The sequence below is a fragment of the Flavisolibacter ginsenosidimutans genome, assembly GCF_007970805.1.
Classification (GTDB): domain Bacteria; phylum Bacteroidota; class Bacteroidia; order Chitinophagales; family Chitinophagaceae; genus Flavisolibacter; species Flavisolibacter ginsenosidimutans.
Genome location: NZ_CP042433.1, coordinates 1,355,851 through 1,382,527, shown reverse-complemented (window position 1 = coordinate 1,382,527; position 26,677 = coordinate 1,355,851). Strand labels below are relative to the sequence as shown.

The following is a 26,677-nucleotide window of genomic DNA, read 5'->3' as shown; positions in this document are numbered from 1 at the left end:
CCATCCTAATTCGAGCGTATGTTCAAATACATTCAAACAACAATTTGCTCCTTTGCATTCCTTTGCCTTTGCGTGCTGCAAGCGGCAGGACAGAATGCACCGGCCACTGACCACATCATCAAGGGAAAGATTGTTGACAGCAAAACCAAACAACCCATCAGCGGCGTTTCGGTAACGGAAATGGATGCCGACGACCGGGTGATAAAAGGTGCCAAAACCGACATCGAAGGAAACTTTGTACTGAAAGTGGCGAATCCAAAAAACAAGATTTCCGTTTCATTCATCGGTTACAAAACCGTGGTTGAACCACTTAACGGCCGCACGGCGGTTAACTTCTCGCTTGAAGACGCGAACAATTCAATGAACGAAGTAATTGTGACGGCTTCCCGCAACGTTGACAACGGCATGATGAGCGTAAAAGAAAAGAATTCTACCCTTGCAACGTCGCGTATTAACGCCAAAGAATTGGAAGAAATGCAGGCTGCCAGCATTGACCAAGCCTTGCAGGGCCGCTTAGCCGGTGTGGACATTACTGCAACCAGCGGTGATCCCGGTGCCGCTATGAACATTCGCATTCGCGGTATTTCTTCCATCAGTTCCACCGGTACACCGTTGATTGTGGTGGACGGTATGCCTTACGAAACAGAGATACCGAGTGATTTCAACTTTGGCGCGGCCGACGAACAAGGCTATGCGCAACTGTTGAACATTGCGCCTTCCGACATTCGCGAGATTACGGTATTAAAAGACGCGGCGGCAACGTCTGTATGGGGTTCCCGTGCGGCGAACGGTGTGCTCTTAATCACCACCAAACGTGGCACCGTTGGCAAACCTTCAATCAATTACACGTTCAAGGGGTCCATGTCTTTTCTGCCCAAAGCCATCCCGATGCTGAATGGTGACCAATACTCCACGTTGATTCCTGAAGCTTATATGAATCGTTTGGGGACTACGCTTAATTCGCAAACGGTACGTGAGTTCAACTACGATCCCAACGATCCTTATTGGTATTATAACTACAGCAACAACACAAACTGGGTAGATGCAATCTCCCAACAAGGTTATGTTCAGGATCACAACCTGAGCATGAGCGGTGGCGGTGAAAAGGCACGGTATTATGCTTCGGTTGGTTACTTTAATCAGAAAGGAACCACGCTGGGAACGGGTCTTGATCGGATCAACACCCGCATCAACCTGGATTACAACATCTCCGAGAAGATTAAAATTTTCACGTCTCTTGCTTACACGCACACCGATCAAAACCGCAACTACATGAGCACCACCGACGGCGCCATTCGCGGTGTGGCATACATAAAAATGCCCAACATGAGCGTATTTGAATACGACGAGAACGGCAATCTGACACCCAACTACTTTTCACCAGCGTCAAACGTGCAAGGGACGTATTCCCGCATTTACAACCCGGTTGCCATGGCTTCACAGGCAAAATACGGCATCATCGGTGAGCGCATTGTTCCGCGTTTTCAAATGAACTACGACATTGTGAAGCGTGTGTTGAAAGCAAGCTTCGACGTGCAGTTTGACATCAACAATACCAAAAACAATTCCTTTCTTCCGCAAATTGCCACTGGCCGTCCGAACACAGAGACTGTTGTAAACCGTGCGTACGACGGTGACATTGATGTGTACAACGTAACTACAAAAACAAGTTTGGCTTACACGCCCTACATCAAAAACGAAAACCACAACGTTAGCGCTTACTTTAATTTCTTCACCAGCGATTACACAACGGTGAACCAGGAAGTAATGACTTCCAATACGGCATCCTCGCTGCTGCAAACGCCGGTTGTTGGTTCCCGTACACAGAACGAAGAACTCAAGATTGTTTCCGGTACCTCACAAACCCGCAGCATTGGTGCGGTGATTGGCGCATCGTATAATTTCATGAAAGACCGGTACATCCTCAACGCCACGCTGCGCGGCGACGGGAACTCACGCTTTGGTCCCAACTACCGCTATGGATTATTCCCCTCGGTTTCCTTCCGCTGGCGCCTGTCGGATGAGAAATTCATGAGAGGTATTAAACATTTGGATGACCTGAGTTTCCGTGCATCGTATGGACAAAGTGGTGAAGCGCCCCGTTACGACTATTCGTTTTACAACCGTTATTCTACTTTCTCTTATAGTTATTTGGGACAAACAGGCGTGTATCCTTCTTCAATGGAACTGAAAAACCTGAAGTGGCAAACCATCACCGGCATCAACTTCGGTACGAACTTGTCGCTGTGGCAGGGACGTGTTCGTCTGGATGCGGACATTTACCGTAACCGCACGACCGATTTGTTCTTTAACGGTTTGCAGATTGCGGCTTATACCGGTTATAACAGCGTGAACATGAACGTAGGCACGCTTGACAACCAAGGTTGGGAACTGTCTTTTTTTACCACACCGCTTAAGAAAAAAGATTGGGTGGTTGACTTCAACTTTAACCTGTCGGCTAATGAGAACGTAATTCGCAAGATTTCAGAATTTTACCCCAGTGCGAAAGGTGATGTAACCAAACTTGGTGAATACCTGCGTCTGTTGCAGGTGAACAACCCGTTTGGTTCTTTCTACGGCTACCGTTACAAAGGCGTGTACACAGATAAAGATGCCACCATTGCAAGAGGCGCTGGCGGAAAGCCTATCGTCGGTCCCAACGGCCAGGTAGTTTACATGCGTTTTAATTATCCCAACGTGGATTACGTGTTTCAGCCGGGCGACGCCATTTACGAAGACGTCAACCACGACGGCAACATCAACTACATGGATGTTGTTTATCTCGGCAACTCCAACCCCAAGCTCGTTGGTGGTTTTGGACCGAGCATCACATTCAAAAACAAATTGAAGATTTCGACCTATTTCAATTTCCGATACAAATTTGACGTAGTGAACGGCACGAAGATGAACACCACAGCGATGTACAACTTCGACAACCAAAGCACCGCCGTATTGCGCCGCTGGCGAAAAGAAGGCGACGTAACCGATATACCGCGTGCCATCATTGCCGGTGGTTACAACTGGCTGGGTTCCGACCGTTATGTCGAGGATGCGTCTTTTGTGCGCTTCCGCACCATTACTGTTCGCTACACCTTTGATCAAAAAGTGCTCAAGAAGCTAAAGATGAAAAGCTTGAGCGCTTACGCAACGGCGGAGAATTTGTTTACCTGGACCAATTACACCGGTCAGGATCCCGAGGTGAGTGCATCCGGCTCCGATCCCTTCCGGATGGCATACGATTATTCGATGACACCGCCTTCCAAAACGCTGACCTTGGGTCTTGCCGTTGGATTTTAACAGAAGCCTGATTCATCAAACAGCGATTAATTCTAAAAAACGAACGTGCACGAATGAAAAAAATACTTTTCTATACCGTTTTGACAGGCCTTATTTTCAGTGCCGTGTCCTGTAAAAAATGGCTTGACCTAAAGCCGCAGGACGGCATTGTGCGGGAAGAATTCTGGCAAACCAAAGAACAAGTGGAGGCAGCCGTTACCGGCATTTATTCTTCCCTGCTCGCCAGCACCGATAATTCGAAAAACCCGCCTGATTTTGTAGCGCCGGCCGAATTGTTTTTCCTCTGGGGCGAGGCAAGAGCCGATATGGTGTCGCCTGGTTTTGCGGCCAACGCTCCGGAACTGGATATGGTGAACATGAACATTCAGCCCACCAATCCGTACGCCAACTGGCGGCCCATTTATCAAACCATCAATTACTGCAACACGGTGATTGAATTGGCTCCTGGCGTTTTGCAGAAAGACAACACCTTTTCGCAGGAGCAGTTGAACCGTGCAGTGGGTGAAGCAAAAGCCATCAGGGCATTGATGTATTTCTATCTTGCCCGGACCTTTCGTGACGTGCCGCTAAAGTTGGACGCAACAACAAGCGATGAAAACATCACACCCATTGCAAAATCAACTAGTGATGTGGTGCTGGCGCAAGTGGTGCAAGACTTGAAAGACGCTGAGCCCAACTTGCCTTTGACATACGGCAACATTAACTGGGACAAAGGCCGCGTAACTCGCTATACGGTAAACGCAATTCTGGCTGATGTTTACCTGTGGACCGAAAAATACGCAGAGTGCCAGGCTGAGTGCGACAAGATCATTAACTCGGGACGTTTCGGTTTAATTGGCGGTGGCCAGGATTTGTTCAACGAGCTGTATTACGACGGCAATTCTACCGAAAGCATTTTCGAATTGCAGTTTAATCTTTCCAAGCTCAATCCTTTTTACAACATGCACCAGGCTTCTACGCGCCGCTGGACAGCAGCTCCGCACCTGATGGACCAGGTTTTTGGACAAGACGATCCGACAACGGTTGTTGTCGAGCAGGATCGTCGCGGCGCTGGCACATCGCTGCGGGCTTCTGACTTTACCATTTGGAAATACATTGGTGCTACGGCTACGACGCTTCGCACCTCTGATCAATCGTTCGCACATTGGATTTTTTACCGTTACGCCGACGTGTTGTTGATGAAAGCCGAAGCCATCAACCAATTGGACAAGTCACTGGAGGCTTCGCGACTGGTAAAAACAATTCGCGACCGCGCCAACGCTTTTGATTTCAACGGCACTATGGACTCTACCACCAAACAAGGCATGGAAGAATACATTTTGCAAGAACGTCAGCGGGAATTTGCTTTTGAAGGCAAGCGCTGGTACGACGTGCTGCGCAACGCCAAACGAAACAATTACCAAAACCTGAAATACCTTCTTGACGTGGCAGCCATCAGCATTCCGGCAGACCGGCAACAGGCCGCGTTCAACAAAATCAGGGATCATAACAGCCATTACCTGCCCATTTATCTCTATGAATTGCAGACGAACAAATTGCTGGTACAAAACCCTTTTTATAAATAATTAACTGCAAGCAATGAACAGACGTTTTTTATTAACGATGATTGCTACGATGATTCTTTTGGTCAGTCTGCTGATAACGGCCTGCAAGAAAATCGAAATTAACCCGTACACCACAGAGGACGTAAACATCGTGGGTTACCTTGAAAAGTACCCGGATTCTTTTTCCTTGTTCAAGCAAATTTTAGATCGTACGGGCAATTCGGCTTTTCTGAATGCCTATGGTGCTTATACTGTTTTTGCGCCTACCAACAGCGGTGTCAGAACTTGGCTCACGAAAATTAATGCTGCTTCTGTTGATGCCGCCAACCTTGATGTTTTAAAAGACATGGTAAAATTCCATGTGCTGGTAGATACCATTACAACGGCTGTTTTCAAAGACGGCAAGTTGCCTGTACCGACCATGCTTGGACAATTTCTGGTAACCGGTGTGGGTGACCAAAACGGTACGTCCAGCTATTTGATCAACCGTCAGGCTTTTATTACCAAATCGAACGTAAAAGTGGGCAACGGAATCATTCACGAAATCAACAACGTGCTGGAGCCGTCTACGCTTACCCTTGCCAAACAACTGGAAGCAAAACCCGAATATTCCATTTTTGTTCAGGCCATGAAAGAAACCGGCTATTACGATGTGCTCAATACAGTTGATCCCGATACTACCAAGCGTTGGATGACGGTAATTGCCGAAAGCAACAGGGCGCTTGCCGACAGCGGCATAACGTCTTATGCAGCCCTGAAGACCCGTTATTCACAAACGGGTAACCCCGCCAACGCCAATGACAGCTTGCACATGTACATGGCCTATCACGTCATTACCGGCATCAAGTTCTTGGGTGACATTATTACCTCGCCGGCACACGCCACTTTGCAACCGCAAGAGGTGATAAGCGTGCAACTAAAAGATCAGGACGTGGTGCTGAACGAAGCCGAGTTTAACGGCGTATTTGAAAAAGGCATCACCCTTAATCGCACCACGAGCGACAACGCTGCAACCAACGGCGTGTGGCACGATGCAAAGGCACATTTTACCTTAAAATTCCGTAAACCCACTGCTGTTTACTGGGACGTGGCAACGCAACCGGAAATCCTAAAAATGGCAGCTTATTACAGAAAAGCAAGCTATACCTGGACACGCCAATCCGAGTCGGACCAACCGTTCAAAGAAATGACGTGGGGATGGGGATCGCTGGCCAGTACGAACATCTTTACCTATTATTACAACAGCTCCAGCAGCAACAGCATTACCGGTTACGGTGCGCAAAATAACGACGCCATCAACCTGCCTTTGGGGCTGCCAGCCCGTCCGACATATTGGGAACTGACTACGCCGCCCATTATTAAAGGCAAGTACAAAATTTGGATTTGTTACATCCAACGCAAGCAATCCTCAAGCTCTAACAACCTGAATAAAGTTTCTGTTAACGGTGATGATCTTCCGAACACCATGAACTTTACCGTGACACGTCCGTCGGGTACTGACGCCGAACTTGAAGCCATTAACTGGAAACGCTATACGGAGAGCACCAACGCTATTTACGCCGGAAGAATGGTGGGTGTGTACGATTTCAAAACCACACAACGTCAAACCATCCGCTTTACAAACCTGGCCGGTACGCAGAACGACAATTACCTGGACATGATTCATTTTATCCCGGTGGATCAGCCGCAGTGGAAGCGCCGCTTTAGAACAGACGGAACCTGGTACGATGAGCCGTAACAGAATTTATAACGAAGAGAAAGCAAAACAATAAAACCTGCAAATGCGAACGAACATAAACAGATTTCTTTTTTGCCTGGCCTTGTCGGGTGCATTTCTTCTGGGGTGTAAGAAATGGGACGATCATAACGCTATTACCGATCCCGCGCTGAACAAAAACCTTTCGGAACAAATTAAGGACGATACGAACCTTAGTAAGTTTTCCGAATTGTTGGTGAAATCAGGTTACGACAAAGTGCTTGCTTCGTCCAAAACTTTTACGGTGTATGCGCCGACCAATGCGGCCTTGGCCAGCCTTGACCCGGCCATTGTGTCGGATACTGCAAAACTCAATGCCTTTGTTGCCAATCACATTGCCACACAAACGTATTTTACTTCGGCGGTGACCACACCGCAACGCATTCAAATGTTAAGCGGCAAGTACGAGAACCTGCTCAACAAAACCGTTGACGAAGCCACGATTGTGCAGGCCGACAGGTATGCCTCAAATGGCGTGTTGCAGGTTGTTGACAAAATGCTGCCTGTGTTGAGCAACGCTTGGGATGCTTTGCAAAGCAACAGTGCCATTCCGGCTGCACAGAAAGCCTATATGCTCTCGTTGTTCCGCAAAGTGTTTGATACAAAGAATGCCGTGCAGGTTGGTGTTGATCCAACAACCGGTCTTCCTATTTACCAGCCAGGCACCGATTCTATTGTGACCAATTTGTTCTGGCGCAACGTTTATGATCTGCGCAACGAAGAAAAACAGTACACATTGTTTGTGTTGACAGACGCGGCCTGGAACAGCGAGTTGAATAAGTTCAAGCCTTACTGTGCCACCGTTACCAACAATCCCGATAGCACCACGGCCTTTGCCAGTTGGATAGTTGCAAAAGACCTGGCCATTGAAGGCGCTTACAAAGTATCGGCTGCCACCGACACGGTGCTTTCGAAATTCAACGTGAAAGTACCTGTTAACAAAGCCGCTGTTGTGCAAACAATCAAAACCAGCAACGGTTTTATTTACGTAATGGACAAAGTTGACGTGCAGCCGAAAGACAAAATTCAGCCCATCGTTATTGAAGCAGAAAATTACTCCGGCACTTACGTCGCATCAGGTTCCGCGAACGATGCGATAGACCGTCGCAGCAATACCTATTTCCGCGACCGGTACAATCCTGTTACGAATGCGTACTTCCGCGATGTGAATATTTACAACCACGGCAAGGCGCAATTGAACATTCTTTATCGTGTCAATAACGTATTCAGCAACGTAAAGTACAAAGCCTATTGGGTTGCGTTGAACGATTTCAACGGCGGTACAACCTTTTCGCAAAAGCTTGCCTTTGGTACACCGTTAGCCAACACGTTTACCCTGCAAAACACAAACGGTTATACAACTGTGCCGGCGAATGTTTACGACGAAGTGCTAGTTGGAGAAACAACGCTGCCGGCTTATCAATCTGTGTTGAACATGTATCTCACGTCTGCCAACAGCACCACCGCGGCAGCCAACCCGCTGGTTTGTGATTATATCCGGTTGGTCCCTCAATTCTAAACTCAATGCGCCTTTGGCAATTAAAAAACAATGCAAACACGTAATAAAAATCTTGCTTCACAAGCCTGCAGGGAACAAACCAGCGGGTTGACTGGAGTGCACACACATAATTTGCTTAAACCTTTTCGGATGAAACTGATTATTGCATCGGCTCTTGCTTTGGCAACCGGCACGTTAGCGGCCCAACAAGTATCAACAGCAGATTCAGCCGCTGTAAAAACGGTGTCCGGCAAAGAGGTTCTGGTTTCCGGAAAGATTACCGATGCGGCAACAAAAAAAGCGGTTGCGGGTGCAAGGGTAGAAGTTCTGGACTTTTCGGCGGCCATTACGGATGCAGACGGAAAATTCAGTGTGAAAGTTCCCTCGTACAACGCCTTGTTGGTTATCAGCGGAGAAGGCTTCAACACCGTGCACGTATCGTTACGGGGACGCCGTTCGGTTGAGGTGGCGCTGCTTGACGACTCGTACGACGAATCAATGTACGAGCCGGTAGTAACGCCAACTGGTGTTAAGACAAAAGACAATGTAGCGGCTTCTATCGGTCAGTACAACGTGACCGGTTGGAAGAACATCACCGAAACGCCGGATGCTTTGCTTCAGGGCCGGATTGCCGGGTTGAATGTGATTCGTCGCAACGGTACGCCAGGCGCCGGGGCCAATCTTTTTCTGCGCGGTTTCAATTCGCTTTACGCCACCAACCGTCCGTTAATCGTCATTGACAACATGATCTATGACGCCAATGATTATGGGCAGAGCATCATTGCCAACAACAGTACAAACCCGCTTTCTCTTCTTGATGTAAAAGACATTGACAACGTTACCGTTTTGCGCGACGCCTCTTCGGTGTACGGAACCAAAGGAGCTAACGGTGCCATCATCATTACCACGCTTCGTGCAAGAGAGCAAGCCACCAAAATTGATTTTGGCGCGTATGCTGGCTTCAACGCAGCGCCGGCACGCATCCCGGTAATGGACGCCGCGGGCTACCGTACTTACCTGAGCGACATTTTGCAGAGCAAAGGAATGAGCAGTGCCGATATTGCGTCGCAGCCATACATGAACGACGATCCTGCCAATCCTTTGTACGCATCTTATCATTTCAATACCGACTGGCAGAAAAAAGTGCTGGCAAACAGCAAAACAAACAACCTCTTTTTAAAAGTGACCGGCGGCGACAACATTGCCACCTACGGTTTAAGCGTTGGTTACATGAAGACGGATGGCGTGGTGAAATCAACCGATCTAACACGCTACAACATGCGTTTTAACGCCGATTTTAACTTCGCCCGAAAGTTTACCGGCGCGGTGAACATCTCAATGTCCTCGCTCCAACAAAATTTGAAGGATCAAGGCTTGGCGGAAAAAACTGCTCCGCTTTACCTAGCTCTTACAAAAGCGCCTTTTCTGCACGATCGTGAAGTGAACAGCAAAGGTGTGGAAAGCCCTAACCTCTCCGACGTGGACATCTTTGACGTTACCAACCCTTCGTCCATCATCGACAAAATGCAGGCCTACAACAAGTATTACAGCTTCTTTGGCTCGTTCGATTTTAAATACGACATCTCAAAATACTTAAGCGCCAAAACCATCTTCGGCATCACCTTCAACAAACTGCGGGAAAACGTTTTTGTGCCGGATGCAGGCGTGGCGAAAGATACACTGAGCAATGCCGTTGCCTACAACCGCATGGCTACGCAAACAAAACGTTTATTCACTGTGTACAACGATACGCGGCTTGAATACGCAAAGACCTTCAACCTGAAACATAGCCTTGCAGCACGCCTGGGTTTGCGTTACCAGACAAACAAGGCCCAACAGGTTTTTGGTCTTGGCTACAATTCGGCAACCGACGAACTGGTAAGTATTCAAAACGGTGTGGCTGCATTGCGCCAGGTAGGTGGCGGCATTGGCAATTGGAACTGGATTAACGGTTACTTCAATGCCGACTACGGCTATTTAAACAAATACTTCGTTTCGCTGAACGTGGCCATGGACGGCTCTTCGCGCTTTGGTAAAGAAGCCAAAAACGGTGTGTCGCTTAATGGCTACAAATTCCCCGTTCTGCCTTCTATCAGCGCAGCGTGGTTGATTTCTTCCGAAAACTTTATGGCCGGTTCCAGCATCAATCTTTTGAAGCTGCGTGCATCGTATGGCATTTCCGGCAACGACGATATCGGCAATTACGCGGCACGGCAAACCTATACGTCGCAGAACTTTTTGGGCATGCAAGGGTTGGTTCGCACCGGCATTGCCAATCCTGCTCTGCAATGGGAAACCGTTACGCGGCTTAACGGTGGAGTTGATTTGTCGTTCCTGCACGACCGAATCGGTATAACGCTTGACGTTTACAAAGACAAAACCAGCAACATGCTGGTGTATCAGGACTTGATTTCCGCTTCGGGTTTTAGCTCGGTGCTTACAAACGACGGCGCCATGGAAAACACCGGCGTTGAAGCCACCGTAAACGCAAGGGTTATCAACATGCCGAACGTAAAGTGGGACTTAGGCGTGAATGTGAGCGCCAATAAAAACAAGATTGTTCGTGTGCCGAACGGCTCTTTCACAACCCAGTATCTAGACGCAACCGTTCTCACAGCGGAAGGCAATCCTGCCAATTTGTTTTACGGTTATGTAGCCAATGGCGTTTTTGCCACCAGCGCAGAAGCCGCCGCCGCAGGCCTGATGAAAAAGAACGCCGACGGTTCATACAGTCAGTTTGGTGCGGGTGATGTTCGCTTTGCCGATTTGAACGGGGACAAGATCATTGACGAACGTGACCGGCAGGTGATTGGCGACCCCAATCCCAATTTTACCGGCGGCATTACCAACCGTGTGAGCTATAAAAGTTTTGAGTTGAGTGCATTGGTTACCTTCAGCCAGGGCAACGATATTTACAATCTTCTGCGTTATCGCCTTGAGGCGATGAGCGGCTTACAGAATGGTTTAGAAAGCGTAAAGAACCGTTGGCGCAGTGAAGGCCAAGTAACGAACATGCCAAAGGCAACCTGGAATGACCCGATGGGCAACAGCCGTTTCAGCAACCGCTGGATTGAAGACGGTTCTTATGCCCGTTTGCGTACCGTAACCTTGCAATATCACGTGCCCGTAAAGAGCAATATTGTGAACTATGTGACGGTTTACGCTACGGGCAACAACCTGGTAACTTTGACGAAATACAAGGGCTACGATCCAGAGTTTAGTGCAAGTCCCAGTCCGTTTGCGCAAGGCATTGACACAGGTCTTGACCCGATTTACAAAAGCGTAACACTCGGCATTCGCATCGGCCTCTAACGAACGGGAAGCAAAGAAATTTCTTGCTAAAACATAAACGATAATCAATAAACCGGGAAACGGTTATGAAAAAATTTGTTCTTGTGGCGGCAGCGGCCGCAGCTGGTTTAACCTCCTGCAAAAAAATACTCGACGTTCAGCCGGAGGATCAATTGGACGTATCGCAGATGTACCGCAACGTCTATGACGCCGACGCGGCCATCATTGGCTTGTACGGAAAATTCCAGGGTCTTGCGGAACGCTACATTTTGTTGAACGAACTGCGGGCCGACATGCTTGATTACACGGTTAATGCCGACGAATACCTGCGCCAGTTAAGCACACACTCCGTTACGCCTGACAATCCCTACGCTTCGCCGCGGCCTTTTTACGAATTGATCGTAAACTGTAACGACGTGTTGAAGCACTTCAACGGCATGCGAAAGGAAAACAAATTGAAAGAAGCCGAATACAATCAACGCTATTCGGATGTGGCCTGCCTGCGTTCTTTCTTGTACCTGCAACTGGGCATTCATTACGGCAAAGTGCCTTATGTAACCGATGCCTTGGAAACAGTGGACGACGTGAAGAACGAAGCGAAATTTCCCCGGCTGGAATTTAACACGCTGCTCGATAGCCTGATAAATTTTACTGAGTCCATTCCGTTTAAAGATCAATACCCAACCGGAACAACGTTAAACATTAGCGTTGACGGTTACCAGACGCAAAAGATTTTCATCAACAAAAAAGTTATTCTTGGTGATTTGTATTTGTGGAAAGGAAAATACCGCGAAGCCGCAACCTATTATAGGCAAGTGATGGAAACCGGAACCACCGGTGTACAGGGAAACCAGTATTTTGTGATGTACAAACTTGGTTGGAGCGGTTCCCGAACCAGTCCGGGTTCTACAGACCATTTTGTGCGCTACACAAGGCCGGGCGACGCAACGACACTGGCCTGGACCAATTCCTGGGTTACCATGTTTGAACGTGGACAGGATGAAGGCTTTAACAATGAATGGGTGTGGGTGATCCCTTTCGACAGCAAGTTTAAACCCGAAAATCCTTTCGTAAAATTATTCAGTCCCGTTGGTGGAAGCTATTTGGTGAAGCCATCCCAATCCGCAATGGATCTTTACAACAGTCAAACGCAACTGTCGGCACAAGGCCTTGGCCTGCCGTATGATGCCCGCGGCGCTTATACCTGGCGAAACATAAACGGCCAGCCGGTGGTAATGAAGTATTTGTACAACTACCTTGATAAGAATACCAGCCTACCCGTGAACGTTTTGCAGCAAAACAGCAAATGGTTTCTGTTCCGTTCAACGCACCTGTTGCTTCGCTTTGCAGAAGCGGCAAACAGGGAGAACCGTTTTCTGCTGGCAACGGCCTTCATCAACAACGGTATATCAGGTGCCTATCCCGCACCGGGCAGCGATGTAACGAATTATCACAACACGCTTTCAGAGCCTTATCCTTATAATTTCGACGCACGGAACAGCGGTAACTCGGGCATACCTTACTATCGCGCCGACTGGTACCGGCATCAGGGCGTACGGTTCCGCGCCAACGTGACGAACAATGTTTACGCTGCAGCCGATAGCTTGACGCAAATTGAAAACAGCATCGTTACCGAACTGGGACTAGAAAATGGTTTCGAAGGCACTCGCTGGCCCGACTTGCTACGCATTGCTCTAAGAAGAAATGACCCGGCTTTTATTGCCGACAAGATCTATGACAAGCTTCGCAAAGACGGCAGCGGAAACGCGGCGGCGGCGCGAGCAAAGCTGATGAACAGGGATTGGTACCTGCCCTTTGTCTGGTAACGTTGTTTGCAAGAGTAAAAGTTTAAAATTGAGACGGATTAAATTTTATCCGTCTTTTTTTATGATGCTTTCTCAAATTGCTGAATCGTTCTTTCCAAATACAAGTTGTTGGGCGGTACAGTTTGAACGAAAGCCAAACAGTTTTCGGTCTGGTTTTTAATATTCAAGCCAAAAAATCTGAACGTGAAGCAATAAGAACGTCGCTGAAAATTTTATGTACACCGCAAAGTATTGATGAACAGTAATTCAAAAAAAACGAGAAGCTATCCACGATAATAAATCCACCAAAAACATATTCCTGTCAAATGAAAAAACATTCCTGCCTTCTTTTCCTTTTAATCCTGTTGGCAAATTGCGCCTTACTCGGGCAAAAAATTTTTCCTCGCGCCAAATACAATTTCAACAGCGATTGGAAAGTATTTGTTGGTGACGCAAAAGAAGCTTCGGCAACAAACTTTGACGATGCTCAATGGAAAAAAGTAACCCTGCCCTATGCCTGGAACGAAGACGATGCTTTCAAAAAAGACATCGCTGATCTGTCAACCGGCATTGCTTGGTACCGCAAGCATTTCAAACTGCCTGCGGCGGCCAAAGGACAAAAGGTTTTTTTGGAATTTGAAGGCATTCGACAGGCCGGTGAATTTTATCTCAATGGAAAGCCCATTGGCATAAGCGAAAACGGTGCGATGGCTTTTGGTTTTGACGTGAGCGATGTTGCAAAATTCGGCGACGAAGAAAATGTGCTGGCGGCACGTATTGACAACGATTGGAACTACAAAGAAAAAGCGACGAACACCAAGTTTCAATGGGAGGATAAAAACTTCAACGCCAATTACGGCGGCATTACTAAAAACGTTTACCTGCACATTGCGCCGAAACTTTATCAAACGCTTCCGCTTTATTCAAATTTAAAAACAACCGGTGTTTACGTTTACGCAGATAATTTCAACATCAAAGGCAAGTCGGCAACGGTTCATGCAGAATCGGAAATAAAAAACGAAACGGCCCAGCCACAGCAAGTACGCTACGAAGTTTCAGTGCTGGATTTGACCGGGAAGCTCCTAAAAACATTTACCGGTGAAACAACAAACATTGCACCCGGCGAAACCAAAACACTCAAAGCATCATCCGCGGTAAACAACCTGAATTTTTGGAGTTGGGGTTATGGTTATTTGTACGATGTGCAAACGAGTTTGCTTCTAAACAATCAGCCCGTTGACATTGTTTCCACAAAAACCGGCTTTCGCAAAACAGAATTCAAGGCCGGCATGATTTACCTGAATGACCGCGTCATCATGGTGCACGGTTATGCGCAGCGTACCACCAACGAATGGCCGGCCATTGGCGCTTCCGTTCCGGCCTGGCTGAGCGATTACAGTAACGGCTTAATGGTAGAGGGAAATGCAAATCTCGTACGCTGGATGCACATCACACCCTGGAAGCAGGACATTGAATCACTCGACAGGGTAGGGCTCATGCAGTCAATGCAAGCAGGCGATGCCGAACACGATGTGGAAGGCACACGCTGGGAGCAACGCAAAGCCCTGATGCGCGACGCCATTGTTTACAACCGCAACAATCCAAGCATTGTTTTTTACGAAAGCGGCAATGAGTCCATTAGCGAAGCACACATGCAGGACATGAAGAACATTCGCGACCAATATGACCCACACGGCGGAAGAGCCATCGGCAGCCGCGAAATGCTTGACAGCAAGATTGCCGAATACGGCGGTGAAATGTTGTACACAAACAAGAGTGCACACATTCCGATGTGGGCGATGGAATATTCACGAGATGAAGGCTCAAGAAAATATTGGGACGATTACACGCCGCCTTATCACAAAGACGGTGACGGGCCGCAACACAAAGGCCAGCCGGCAAAAGAATACAACCGCAACATGGAGAGTCATGCGGTGGAAAACGTAAAGCGTTGGTTTGAGTTCTGGCGCGAAAGGCCAGGTACGGGAAAGCGGGTAAGCAGCGGCGGCGTGAACATTGTTTGGTCGGAAAGCAATACCCATCACCGTGGCGCAGAGAATTACCGCCGCAGCGGCGAAGTGGATGCGCTCCGCATCAAGAAGCAAAACTTTTTTGCAAACCAGGTTATGTGGGACGGCTGGGTGAATCCTGAAAAACAGCATCTGCACATCATTGGTCATTGGAATTACGAAGCCGGTGTGAAGAAGGATGTTTTTGTTGTTTCAACCGCGGACAAGGTGGAGTTGAAAGTAAACAATCAATCCTACGGTTACGGAACAAAAAGTGACGGTTTTCTTTTCACGTTTAAAAACATTGAATGGAAGCCTGGCGATATCAGTGCAATTGGCTACGATGCAGTGGGCAAGCCCGTTTGCGGCGATACGATAGCCACGGTTGGTGCGCCGGCGGCGCTTCGGTTAACGGCCATTAAAAGACCAACTGATTTTGTTGCCGACGGGCATGATCTGGCCTTGGTAGAAGTAGAAGTGGTTGATGCAAAAGGGCAACGTTGTCCGACGGCGTTGAACACGATTCATTACAGCGTTGACGGACCGGCAGAATGGCGCGGCGGTATGGCAATGGGAACGGACAATTACATTCTTGCAAAAAGCTTTCCGGTGGAAGGCGGCGTTAATCGTTTTTTTATTCGCTCAACAACGCAGCCCGGCACAGTGATCGTAAAAGCAAACGCAGACGGTTTGAAAGAAGCAACATTAAGCTTGACAACAAAACCGTACAGTGTTGAAAACGGGTTATCAAAAATTTTGCCATCGGCTGAATTGCCTTCGCGGTTGGAGAGAGGCTCGACGCCTTCAACGCCTTCTTATTTCGTTACACGAACGCCCATAAACATTGTAAGCGCCACAGCCGGTGCGCACGCCGACAGTGCTTTTGCAAGCTATGACGACAACGAATTATCGGACTGGGTAAACGACGGAAAATTATCAACGGCATGGATTGAATACACCTTGGATCGGGAAGCAACGGTTAAGGAGATTACACTCAAGCTAAACAATTTCCGTTCGCGCATTTATCCTTTACGAATAACGGTTGACGACAAAGAAGTGTTCAACGGCACCACGCAAACTACGTTAGGTTATTACACCATTCAATGCAAACCGCAAAAAGGAAAGAAAGTCAAAATTCAATTGACGGGTGCGGCTTCTACCAAAAGCAATAGCAGCGGCGTAGAAGTTAACGGCAAAAAATTGGACGACGGCGTGACAAGAGATGATGCAAAGGCAAAAGGAACCTTAAGCATTATTGAAGCAGAGATATACGAAGCGATAGAGAACGGCAAAAAAACTGTTTCGGTAAGCAAGTAATTGGCGCATTTATTTTCTGGTGATTTTCAAATTTCACTTATGTTGATGTCATCGCCTACGTGCCTTCAGATCCTCCTAACGGTTCGGCTTTGTTGGTTCAAACTTGCCACAGATTAAACGGTAGTTGAAAGCGTCTGCAAAGAGATCTCTGCACCTGGTTAAACTCATTCAAAAACCTGCGAGGCTTTAAATCCCGTCTTTGTTTAATTTGCCGCTTTGTTTCACCCCTGTACAATTCTTTCCAATGATGAAAAGAACCGTTTTTACGAAATCATTGCCAAGCTTCTGTTATACATCACTGCTCACTTTAATTCTTGCCGTGCCGCAATTTTCTTTTGCGCAAAGCGCATCGCCGGTAAATGGTGGATTGAAGTTGCAACCAGGTTTTTCGGCCGTTATTGTCGCGGAGAAATTGGGCAGAACAAGGCATCTGGTGGTAACGCCGCAGAACGACATTTACGTTCGTCTGGCAAGGCCTGTGAAAGGCAACGGAACCTTGCTGCTTCACGAGGCGAATGGCAAAGCAACCGTGGTTTATGGCTTTGGCAATTTTGGCGGTACGGGTGTTTATCTCCGCGACGGTTGGTTATACACTTCTTCTAACTCTGAAATTTTTCGCTACAAGCTCGATCAAAACAACCGCGTGATTGATTCGGCAAACCCCGAAAGAATCGTCACAGGTCTTGTCAACAAAAACCAGCACGAAACAAAATCCATCATGATGGACGGTGCCGGCAATCTTTACATTCCCGTTGGTTGTCCGTCCAATTCTTGTCAGGAACAAGACCGGCAAATGGGTTCAAAAGGAATGAAAGGCTGTCCACTGCTTGCAACTGCCGGTGGCGTGTGGATGTTTAAAGCAGATAAAAAAGATCAAACCTATGCCGATGGAATCCGCTACGCAACGGGTTTGCGAAACGTTGTTGGCCTTGATTGGAATTACGGAGCCAATAAACTATTTGTAATGCAACACGGCCGCGATCAGTTGAACACCATTGCGCCGGATTTATACACAGCAAAAGATAATGCAGAATTACCCGCTGAATGTATGTATGCCTTGAGCATGGGCGACGATGCAGGCTGGCCTTACACCTATTACGACCAGTTGCGCAAAAAGAAAATGATCGCACCGGAATACGGCGGCGATGCCAAACGCGACACGACGGCTTTTCTCGATCCGGCCGCTGCATACCCTGGTCATCTTGCGCCAAACGCATTGCTGTTTTATACGGGTAAGCAATTTCCCGAACGTTATCGCAACGGCGCTTTTATTGCTTTTCACGGTTCCTGGAACCGTTCGCCCGAACCACAAGCCGGTTACTTTGTGGTGTTTCAACCTTTCAAAGACGGAATGCCTTCCGGTGCTTGGGAAGTGTTTGCCGACAACTTCTCCGGCTCACCGGAAAAGACGGCTTCAGGTCGTGCGGAACACCGCCCCTGCGGACTTGCGATGGGGCCAGATGGCTCGCTATACGTGAGCGATGATGCCCAGGGAACGATTTACAAAATCACGTATGATAGCGGCGATAAGCGAACAAGCAGCAACCTTTCTGCTGCACCGGAAACACAGGTATCAAATGTCTCTACAAAAACAAAAGGCGCGGGCATGAAGACGGTTGAAAAAAAATCCATTGCATCTTCTTCGTCAAAAGGCGTAACAAAAACAACGTCTTCAAAAGCCACCAGCACCGGCACAAAAGGCAGCCTGGCTGCGGGCAAAGCAGTTTACATGCAAATCTGCGTTACCTGTCATCAACGCGACGGCGGCGGCACATCGAACATGAATCCTTCGCTGGTTAAATCGTCTTACCTACAAAACAAAAATACCCTTATCAACATCGTGCTAAAAGGCATGAAAGGAAAAGAAATCGGCGGCGAAACGTACAGCGGCGTGATGCCCCCGCTTGCCTACTTAACCGACAAACAAATAGCCGATGTAACAACCTATGTGCGCAACAGTTTTGGCAACAAAGGCAGTGCCGTTACTGCCGATGAGGTAAAGAAAGCCAGAAGCGTAAAACGGTAACACAACCTTGTGCACCGTTTAAGCCAACTCAGCACCATTCTACACCTTAGACCTTTCTTTTTTCAAACCTTCAACAGCACAAAAGTTTTTGCTTGTGTTGTTTACGGTGCATCAATTAAAGCAATAGCACTGTCTGTGGAGAAGGGGAATTCCAATTGTGCGTCAATTACATAGAACAGCCTGGTGAAGTTTCTTGCATAGTTGAGTATAAAAGTTGCATCGTCTTTCGTTTGGCAAAATTGATGAAATCTGTTCCCGGCAAACGTTTGCGCAGGATGGAACAGGACGAAAAGGGATTCCCGCTTGAATAATTTGGTTGTGCATTTATAACCTCAATGCAGCTATATGAAGAAATCTTTCGTTTCTCTACAAAGAACTCTCGTTCTTTTTCTTCTGCTTTTTACCACAACGTTATCCTTCGCACAAAACAAGTTTCCGGTAACGGGACGGGTAACCGACAACAACGGGCAACCGGTTGAAGGTGTAACTGTGCAGGAAAGCGGAACGAAGAACATTGCTATCACAAAAAAAGACGGCACGTTTTCTATCAACACGGCTTCGGCATCAGCAACGCTTCAACTTAGTTCCGTTGGTTTTGAAAGCCAGCAGGTGCCGGTGAACAATCAATCACAAATTTCGGTTTCGTTGAAGCCATCAACCGGTTCGTTGGAAGACGTTGTTGTGATTGGTTACGGCACGCAAAAGAAAAGAGACGTGACCGGTGCGGTTTCAAAATTTAATGCACGAAATCTTGATGAGCGTCCTATTCAACGCGTTGACCAAGCCTTGGTAGGTCAACTCGCCGGCGTTACGGTAAAACAGAATACCGGCATCCCCGGCAAAGGTTTTAGCGTACAGGTTCGCGGTGCCGGTTCCATCAGCAGCGGCAATGAACCGCTGTACGTTATTGACGGTTTTCCGCTGGCCCAAAACTCAAGCAATTCGGGCAATGGAAACTATTCAACCGGCAACCCGCTTGACAACATCAACCCAGATGACATTGAAAGCATAGAAGTATTGAAAGACGCAGCCGCGGCCGCTATCTACGGTTCGAGAGCGTCGAACGGCGTGGTACTCATCACCACGAAAAAAGGACAGATTGGCAAGCCAAGAATAAGTGTGAATGCCTACACCGGCTACCAGGAAGCAAGCAAGAAATTAAAGATGCTGAACGGCGAGCAATGGATTGATCGTGCCACCGAAATGATCAACGCGGCTTATGTACTTAAGTACGGCGCTCAAGGCGCAACGGCCAATGATGATCCCGATACACGCCGAGCGAAAATCGGTTTGGCTGCGGGTCAAATCAACACGGCTTATATGATTGATCCGCGTTGGGCCGTTCCGGGCCATCCGGGCTTAACCTATCACGATTGGCAAAGCGAGATCGAACGAAAAGGATTGACGCAGAACTACGACGTGTCGGCAAGCGGTGGCAACGAATCGGTGCGTTATTATCTCTCAGGCAACTATGCCAATCAACAAAGCTTTATTCGCGATGTTGATTACAAAGCTTATTCGGCAAGAGCCAACGTTGACATCACGGCTTCTAAGTATCTTAAATTCGGAATCAACATTGCGCCCACCTATTCCATCACGCATGATCCGGGTGTGGAAGGAAAGGACAATATTTTTCACCAGGCGTTGAGCATGACGCCGCTGCAGGAAGACTCGGTGGGCCAGTATCCCAACATTGGCAAAAACGCAACGTATTTCTGGAGCAACAGTTCAAACGGTTCGCTGGGCAAACTCGAGAACATCGTGGGTCTCAGCAAACGTTACCGCACACTTGGTACGATTTACGGTGAACTGCAAATTATCAAAGGTTTGAATTTTAGAACAACCTTGAACCTTGACAACACCGATAACATTTCAAACGGTTACACGCCGTACGTCGTTACCGGTACGCAAGCCAGCCGGACCTTCAATGGAACAAACAATTTGCTGTCCGCAACATCGGGTTCTTACAGCAGCTATCGCCGCCAAACGTTTGTAAACGAAAACACGTTGACGTACACAACGCGTTTCAACGAAGTTCACAGTCTGAGCGCATTGGCCGGTTATTCGTACAACATGGAGCGTTTGGATAGAACGCAGTTGAATTCAAGCGGTGGCTACACCAACGCTGCCGTGCAAACGTTGAATGCTGCCGCTGCTGTTACGGGCAACACCACTTCAACAAAAAACGTTTTGCTGTCCACCTTTGGCCGCGTACAATATGGCTACAAGGATAAATACCTTGTATCGGCAAGCTTGCGTTCGGATGGTTCTTCGCGTTTTGGTTCAAACAACAAATACGGCATTTTCCCTTCCGCTTCTCTTGGCTGGCGCATGACGGAAGAAAATTTTATGAAAGCATTGCCCGTCATCAGCGACTTCAAACTGCGGTTTAGCTTTGGCGAAAACGGTAACAACCAGATTCCCGATTACGATGTTCCTACTCTCGGTTCTTATGGTTATGTTTTCGGTTCCACACCAACGGCTGCCATTGGACAGGCCCCGAACGTCATTTCAAACCCAGATCTCAAATGGGAAAAATCAAAAACCTATGATGCCGGTTTTGACTTTGGTATTTTACGCAACCGCATTACAGGTTCGTTCGATTATTACAATAAGCTTAGCACCGATCTTTTGCTGAACGTACAGGTTCCGGCGGTAACGGGTTTTGCCAGTGCGCTGCAAAACATCGGTGCGGTTCGGAATATTGGAGAAGAGTTAGAGATCACCTCTCGCAACATGGTAGGCAAGTTTCAATGGAACACAACCTTGAACGTAAGCCACAATAAGAACACCGTTGAAGCTTTAGGCCCCGGCCAAACGCAGATCATTATTCCGAACGGCTTTGACGTAACCGATGCCATCCTTCGTGTAGGACAGCCTTTGAACAGCATTTACGTGGTGAAGCAAATTGGTTTTCTGACCGCCGATGACATTGCCAAAAAAGTTGCCGTTTACAACAGCGTTGAAACCGTTGGCGATCCAAAATACCAGGACTTAAACGGCGACGGCATCATTACCGAAGCCGACAAGCAAATTGTTGGGCATCCCAATCCCAATTATATTTTCGGAATGACGAACACCTTTCGTTACAAAGGTTTTGATTTAAGCGTACTGGTACAAGGGCAAACCGGCGGCTCCATTTATTCCCTGTTGGGACGAGCCATTACCCGTACGGGCCAAGGCTTTACCGACAACGCACCGGAGGCCTACATCAACCGCTGGCGTTCGCCCGACAATCAAGGCGCCGGACGTTTCAGTAAGGCCTATTCAACCTTTGGTTTTATTGCCAACACCGATTGGTTGTATTCTTCCGATTACGTTCGCGTTCGCAACATTACTCTTGGCTATAACCTGAAATCAGCTTGGAAGACATCGGCGATACAAGGCGCAAGGGTTTATCTCTCGTTGGAGAACTTTTTCGGCTGGGACAAATATTACAACGGCTTAAACCCCGAAGCGGCCAACACCACCATCAGCTCCAACGGTTCTTATCCCGAAGCGGGTGATTACGGCGGTTTGCCCTTGCCAAAGTCGCTTGTGTTGGGCTTAAACATTACTTTCTAATCCGCGCAACTTTATCACAATGAAAAAACTTGCATACTTCGTTATTATAGCTTTGGCCTTTGTGGTTGTTTCCTGCACAAAGGATTTGAATCAAACGCCTTTGTCGTCTGCAACGACGCAAACCTTCTATGCGGCGCCTGCTGATTTCATTCAGGCAGTGAACGCGGCCTACAATTCGCTTCGTGGCTATCCCGACCGTTTGCTGAATCTTTCCGAAATCCGTTCCGATAATATTTACGGTGTTTCGGTAACGGTACGCGACTGGGATCCAATCAACAACTTCCTGCCCGGCATTGCTTCCAATGCTTACGTGGAAGATGCCTGGAGTTCGGATTTCAGCGGCATTTTCAAAGCCAATACCGTTCTTGATCAGTTGAAGAAAAATGGCGCCAATGCCGGTTCTGCTGCACTGGCTACACGCCTGCAGGCCGAAGCGCAATTCCTGCGTGCATTTTATTATTTTGAATTGGTAAGATACTTTGGAAAAATGCCGGTTATTGATCATCCCGTAACAGCGGCAGAAGCAAACACCATTGCCCGCAGCTCTGTGACCGATGTATATAAGTTGATCATTGCCGATCTTCAGTTTGCCGCGGCAAACCTACCGGCCAATTACAGCGGAACGTTTCCTGCTTACACGTCTACGGATGTGGGAAGGGCAACAAAATGGGCCGCCGAATCTTTGCTGGCTTTGGTGTACATGACGCGTTCGGGACCAACCTACAACATTGAAGGACCGGGCTTGGGACTGAATGAATGGAGTCTTGCTCTACCATTGATTCAGGATGTTCTTTCGAACAGTGGTTATGGCTTCAATACAAACTACGCAAACATTTTTTCGTACAGCAACCAAAGCCCCACGCCTGCCGGAAACAAGGAAGCCATCTTTGACGTGATGTACATGTCGGGACAAAATCCAACATTGGGCGCTACGTATGTTTGGGGCCTTACGCCGAACACCTATTTCAGTTCCTTGGGCAGCAATTCAAACGCAAACGGCAGCCTCGAGATCATCCCGGTTTCAAACAATTTGTTGAACTCTTACGAAACTGGCGACGTGCGCAAACCAGTTACGATTTATACGGCCGGTTATACTTTTCAGGGAACAACGGAAACACGTCCTTTTTACAAGAAATGGCTGGACATTACCAAGATTCCAACCGCAAGCCGTTTTGATTGGGCTGAGAACTTTATTGCCATTCGCTATACTGATGTATTGATGTGGAAAGCCGAATGCATTTTGCACGGCGCACCGGGTTCGCAGAGTGATGTTGACGCCATTGTGAACCAGGTAAGAGCAAGGGCTGGTTTGTCTGCGAAGAGCAACGTTACACTGGCACAGCTTTACGACGAACGAAGAAGAGAATTTGCCGACGAAGGCTTGCGTTGGTTTGACTTGCAGCGCAGCGGTAATTTGGTTACCGTTATGAACGCATGGATTGCTTCGGAAGACACGCAGAACCGGATGAAGCAAGTAACCAATAATTACGTCATCTATCCCGTGCCGCAGTCGCAGTTAGATGCCGCGCCGGGATTGTACGGGCAGAATCCAGGGTATTAAATCACACGGAAAATAAAAAAACGACAGGTCAAAAAGCCTGTCGTTTTTTTATTTCAACAAAGTGTTTACGCAATTTGTTTTTCTGAAAGATCCCGGTACTTATTGCGGTATTCCAACGGTGATAAGCCGGTGATGCGTTTGAACGTTGTGCGAAAGGCTTTTGTATCGTTGTAACCCACTTTGTACATCACTTCGTTTACGTTTTCCCTTGTGCTTTCGAGGCTCATTTTTGCCGCTTCCATCTTCACCCGTTGGATGTATTCGTTCACTGTGTTGGCGGTCGCTTTTTTAAAGCGCCGCTCAAAAGCACGGCGGCTAATGGCAAGCATTGTGGCAAGACTGTCAACGCTAATTTTATCTGCATAATTCTTTTCAATAAAACTTTGTGCTTGTTTTATTTGTTCATCGGCATGGCCTTTTTGCCCCTGAAAAATGGTAAAGGAAAGCTGACTGTCTCTCTCAATTTCAATAGCAAAAACTTTGGCGCAAAGAATGGCCATTTCGCGGCCTGCATATTTTTCAATCAGGTACAAAATCAGGTTTAAATAAGAAAAAGCGCCACCGCTGGAATAAAGGCGGTGCTCGTCGGTGATAATTTTTTCGGTTACAAGATTTACATCCGGAAACATTCTGCGAAAATCATTCGCCGCCATCCAGTGCGTAGCGCATTTTTTTCCGTTTAATAATCCGGTCGAAGCCAGCAAAAATGCGCCCATGCAAAGACTGGCCACCTCCGCGCCTTTTTTGTATTGATCCACAATCCAGGGAATGAATTCTTTGTTGTCTTCAAGGGCTTGTTGAACGTCGCCGTCAACAGCGGGTATGATAATCAAATCAGTTTTTCTTACGTTGTGCAACAATGCGTGATTGTGTGCCGTAAACAAGCCGCCCGTGAGGGAAGTGGCAGCATCTAGCCCCACCAATTGCACGTTAAAAGGAGCGTCTTCGCCGCGGTCTTTAAAAAAGAAATTGACTTGTGTGAACAACTGTCTCGTGCCTTCGAGGCTACCCAAAATGGCGCGGCGCGGAACAAGAATGGAGATGTGCTTCATGGGGTTTAAATTACAACAAAAATTGCCGCAAGCGGCCCTGCAAAACGCCGCAGGCGTACAATGGTAAACAAGAAAATAGACGATAGGTTTGAATCGATAAAATAAAGAACAATGCAAACATTCATTGTAGAGAAGGACGTCGTTTACAGGATCAAAAGAAAATGAAAGAATTCGTTGGAAAACTTTGCAACATTTCTTTCTTTTAGCTTCCTTCAAACCTGAATGCTAAAATCAAAATCAATCGTCATGAAAATTTTAAAAAGAATCGGCCTGTTTTTGTTGGGCTTGATAGCTCTTATTTTAATCACGGCTTTGTTTGTGAAAAAAGACTTGCACGCCGAACGTGAAGTGGTCATCAACAAATCCAAAGCAGACGTGTTCAATTACGTGAAGTACCTGAAAAATCAAAACGATTACAGCAAATGGGCGGGCATGGACCCGGCCATGAAAAAAGAATTTCGCGGTACGGACGGCACGGTGGGTTTTGTATCGGCTTGGGAAAGTAAAAACAAAAATGTGGGAAAGGGCGAACAGAAAATTGCGGCATTAAAAGAAGGAGAGCGGATTGATTACGAAATTCATTTCATCAAACCGATGGAATCCATGGCGACTTCGTACATGATCACGGAACCGGTTTCGGAGAACCAAACAAAAGTTCGCTGGGGCTTCGACAGCAAGATGACTTACCCTTTCAACGTGATGCGTCTTTTTATGGACATGGATAAAATGATTGGCGACGACTTCAATACCGGGTTATCAAACCTGAAGAGCAAACTGGAAAAATAACAAAACGCAAAAGTTGAAGAAATAAAAAAGCCTCCAATTGGAGGCTTTTACGTGTTGCGAAGGCTGGGATCGAACCAGCGACCTTCGGGTTATGAGCCCGACGAGCTACCGCTGCTCTACTTCGCGATATAAAGTTAATCGAAACAAGCTTTGTTCTGTTGTTTCGCGATATAAATTGTTTGAAAGAACTTTTGTTTTCTGCCCTTTTTTAAAGGCGGAGTGCAAATATAGGAGCGCAATCCTTTACCGCCAAACATTTTTTATTCGGTTACATTTGCAGCCAATAATGAAAGCCGGTTTTGTTAACATATTTGGTAAGCCCAACGCGGGAAAGAGCACTTTGCTCAACGCATTGATGCAGGAAAAGCTGGCCATTGTTTCGCCAAAAGTGCAAACCACGCGGCACCGCATCAAGGGCATTTTAAGCACGGGAGATTATCAGATTATTTTTTCCGACACGCCCGGCATCATTGATCCAAAATATAAACTGCACGAAAAAATGATGCAGGCCGTAAAGAGTGCTCTGGAAGACGCCGATCTTGCTTTACTGCTCGTTGACGTAAAAGACGACTTGAACGAAGCCGATCAAATTTTTTCGGCCTTGCGGTTGAAAGTACCGTCGCTTGTCGTGGTCAATAAAACGGACAACGGAAGCAAAGAACAAATTGAAAAAGCAACGACTTTTTTTAAGGAAAAAAAATACGCAAAAGAAGTCATTGCCGTATCAGCATTGAAGGGAATCGGCGTTGCGGAATTGCTGCAAAAAATTGTGGGTTATCTGCCTGAAGGCGAACCTTTTTACGCAGAAGACGAAATCTCTGATTTGCCCACCAAGTTTTTTGTCGCCGAAATCATCCGGGAAAAGATATACGCACTGTTTGAAGAAGAAATTCCATACCAAACAACCGTTGTTGTGGCGGAATTCAAACAGAAGTCAACGCTGATAAAAATCAGGGCCGAGATCGTTGTGCAGCGCGAATCGCAAAAGGCCATCATCATCGGCGACGGCGGAAAAATGATCAAGCAAATCGGTTCGATGGCACGTGTGGAGATTGAAAAATTTCTGGAGCAAAAAGTGTTTCTTGAACTCTTTGTAAAAGTGCGCCCAAACTGGCGCGAAAACGATCTGTACTTGAAAGAGTACGGATATTAAACATTGCAGATTGACGAT

13 protein-coding genes and 1 tRNA gene are annotated in these 26,677 nt (G+C 47.4%); 12 read left to right on the top strand and 2 right to left on the bottom strand.

Annotation, left to right across the window (positions count from 1 at the left end):
* Positions 1 to 18: 18 nt before the first annotated feature.
* From FSB75_RS05695 to FSB75_RS05650, 10 genes are all read left to right on the top strand, one after another.
* A complete protein-coding gene (locus FSB75_RS05695; RefSeq protein ID WP_146784070.1) occupies positions 19 to 3,297 on the top strand; it encodes a SusC/RagA family TonB-linked outer membrane protein in 3,279 nt (1,092 codons plus the stop codon).
* A 53-nt stretch (positions 3,298 to 3,350) separates the two neighbouring features.
* Positions 3,351 to 4,862 carry a RagB/SusD family nutrient uptake outer membrane protein gene (locus tag FSB75_RS05690; protein ID WP_146784066.1) on the top strand — a complete coding sequence of 504 codons (1,512 nt, stop codon included), beginning with the start codon at positions 3,351 to 3,353 and terminating at the stop codon, positions 4,860 to 4,862.
* A gap of 13 nt (positions 4,863 to 4,875) precedes the next feature.
* Complete coding sequence (locus FSB75_RS05685) at positions 4,876 to 6,579, top strand: fasciclin domain-containing protein (protein WP_146784063.1); 1,704 nt, start codon at positions 4,876 to 4,878, stop codon at positions 6,577 to 6,579.
* Between the two features lie 43 nt (positions 6,580 to 6,622).
* Positions 6,623 to 8,116 (top strand): fasciclin domain-containing protein, encoded by a 1,494-nt coding sequence (locus FSB75_RS05680; RefSeq protein WP_146784059.1) that lies wholly within the window; start codon positions 6,623 to 6,625, stop codon positions 8,114 to 8,116.
* Positions 8,117 to 8,245: 129 nt separating this feature from the next.
* Positions 8,246 to 11,407, top strand: coding sequence for a SusC/RagA family TonB-linked outer membrane protein (locus FSB75_RS05675; RefSeq protein ID WP_227990777.1), 3,162 nt, complete (start codon positions 8,246 to 8,248; stop codon positions 11,405 to 11,407).
* 65 nt (positions 11,408 to 11,472) lie between these two features.
* Entirely contained in the window at positions 11,473 to 13,212 is a 1,740-nt protein-coding gene (locus tag FSB75_RS05670; RefSeq protein WP_146784052.1) for a RagB/SusD family nutrient uptake outer membrane protein, read from the top strand.
* 305 nt (positions 13,213 to 13,517) lie between these two features.
* Entirely contained in the window at positions 13,518 to 16,517 is a 3,000-nt protein-coding gene (locus tag FSB75_RS05665; RefSeq protein ID WP_146784049.1) for a glycoside hydrolase family 2 protein, read from the top strand.
* Between the two features lie 244 nt (positions 16,518 to 16,761).
* Positions 16,762 to 18,543 (top strand): c-type cytochrome, encoded by a 1,782-nt coding sequence (locus FSB75_RS05660; RefSeq protein WP_146784047.1) that lies wholly within the window; start codon positions 16,762 to 16,764, stop codon positions 18,541 to 18,543.
* 345 nt (positions 18,544 to 18,888) lie between these two features.
* On the top strand, positions 18,889 to 22,107 hold the full coding sequence (locus FSB75_RS05655; protein ID WP_146784044.1) for a SusC/RagA family TonB-linked outer membrane protein: 3,219 nt from the start codon (positions 18,889 to 18,891) through the stop codon (positions 22,105 to 22,107).
* A 19-nt stretch (positions 22,108 to 22,126) separates the two neighbouring features.
* Positions 22,127 to 23,668 (top strand): RagB/SusD family nutrient uptake outer membrane protein, encoded by a 1,542-nt coding sequence (locus tag FSB75_RS05650; RefSeq protein ID WP_146784041.1) that lies wholly within the window; start codon positions 22,127 to 22,129, stop codon positions 23,666 to 23,668.
* Between the two features lie 65 nt (positions 23,669 to 23,733).
* On the opposite strand, the gene FSB75_RS05645 is transcribed toward FSB75_RS05650, so the two are convergent.
* Positions 23,734 to 24,720, bottom strand: a complete 987-nt coding sequence (locus FSB75_RS05645) for a GlxA family transcriptional regulator (protein WP_146784037.1) — start codon at positions 24,718 to 24,720, stop codon at positions 23,734 to 23,736.
* A gap of 246 nt (positions 24,721 to 24,966) precedes the next feature.
* Between FSB75_RS05645 and FSB75_RS05640 the strand changes: the two genes are divergently transcribed.
* Positions 24,967 to 25,506: an SRPBCC family protein gene (locus tag FSB75_RS05640; protein ID WP_146784034.1), complete on the top strand. Its 540-nt coding sequence runs from the start codon at positions 24,967 to 24,969 to the stop codon at positions 25,504 to 25,506.
* 54 nt (positions 25,507 to 25,560) lie between these two features.
* Here the strand turns inward: FSB75_RS05640 and FSB75_RS05635 are convergent.
* Positions 25,561 to 25,632: transfer RNA gene (locus FSB75_RS05635), tRNA-Met, on the bottom strand.
* Positions 25,633 to 25,792: 160 nt separating this feature from the next.
* Here FSB75_RS05635 and era point away from each other — a divergent pair.
* Positions 25,793 to 26,659, top strand: a complete 867-nt coding sequence (gene era / locus FSB75_RS05630; protein ID WP_146784031.1) for a GTPase Era — start codon at positions 25,793 to 25,795, stop codon at positions 26,657 to 26,659.
* Positions 26,660 to 26,677: the final 18 nt, after the last annotated feature.

Excerpts from the sequence above, each read along its gene's own strand:
- era (WP_146784031.1), top strand. The coding sequence starts at position 25,793 with ATGAAAGCCGGTTTTGTTAACATATTTGGTAAGCCCAACGCGGGAAAG.
- FSB75_RS05680 (WP_146784059.1), top strand. The coding sequence starts at position 6,623 with ATGCGAACGAACATAAACAGATTTCTTTTTTGCCTGGCCTTGTCGGGT.
- FSB75_RS05670 (WP_146784052.1), top strand. The coding sequence starts at position 11,473 with ATGAAAAAATTTGTTCTTGTGGCGGCAGCGGCCGCAGCTGGTTTAACC.
- FSB75_RS05650 (WP_146784041.1), top strand. The coding sequence starts at position 22,127 with ATGAAAAAACTTGCATACTTCGTTATTATAGCTTTGGCCTTTGTGGTT.
- FSB75_RS05685 (WP_146784063.1), top strand. The coding sequence starts at position 4,876 with ATGAACAGACGTTTTTTATTAACGATGATTGCTACGATGATTCTTTTG.
- FSB75_RS05660 (WP_146784047.1), top strand. The coding sequence starts at position 16,762 with ATGATGAAAAGAACCGTTTTTACGAAATCATTGCCAAGCTTCTGTTAT.
- FSB75_RS05640 (WP_146784034.1), top strand. The coding sequence starts at position 24,967 with ATGAAAATTTTAAAAAGAATCGGCCTGTTTTTGTTGGGCTTGATAGCT.
- FSB75_RS05665 (WP_146784049.1), top strand. The coding sequence starts at position 13,518 with ATGAAAAAACATTCCTGCCTTCTTTTCCTTTTAATCCTGTTGGCAAAT.
- FSB75_RS05675 (WP_227990777.1), top strand. The coding sequence starts at position 8,246 with ATGAAACTGATTATTGCATCGGCTCTTGCTTTGGCAACCGGCACGTTA.
- FSB75_RS05645 (WP_146784037.1), bottom strand. The coding sequence starts at position 24,720 with ATGAAGCACATCTCCATTCTTGTTCCGCGCCGCGCCATTTTGGGTAGC.
- FSB75_RS05690 (WP_146784066.1), top strand. The coding sequence starts at position 3,351 with ATGAAAAAAATACTTTTCTATACCGTTTTGACAGGCCTTATTTTCAGT.
- FSB75_RS05695 (WP_146784070.1), top strand. The coding sequence starts at position 19 with ATGTTCAAATACATTCAAACAACAATTTGCTCCTTTGCATTCCTTTGC.
- FSB75_RS05655 (WP_146784044.1), top strand. The coding sequence starts at position 18,889 with ATGAAGAAATCTTTCGTTTCTCTACAAAGAACTCTCGTTCTTTTTCTT.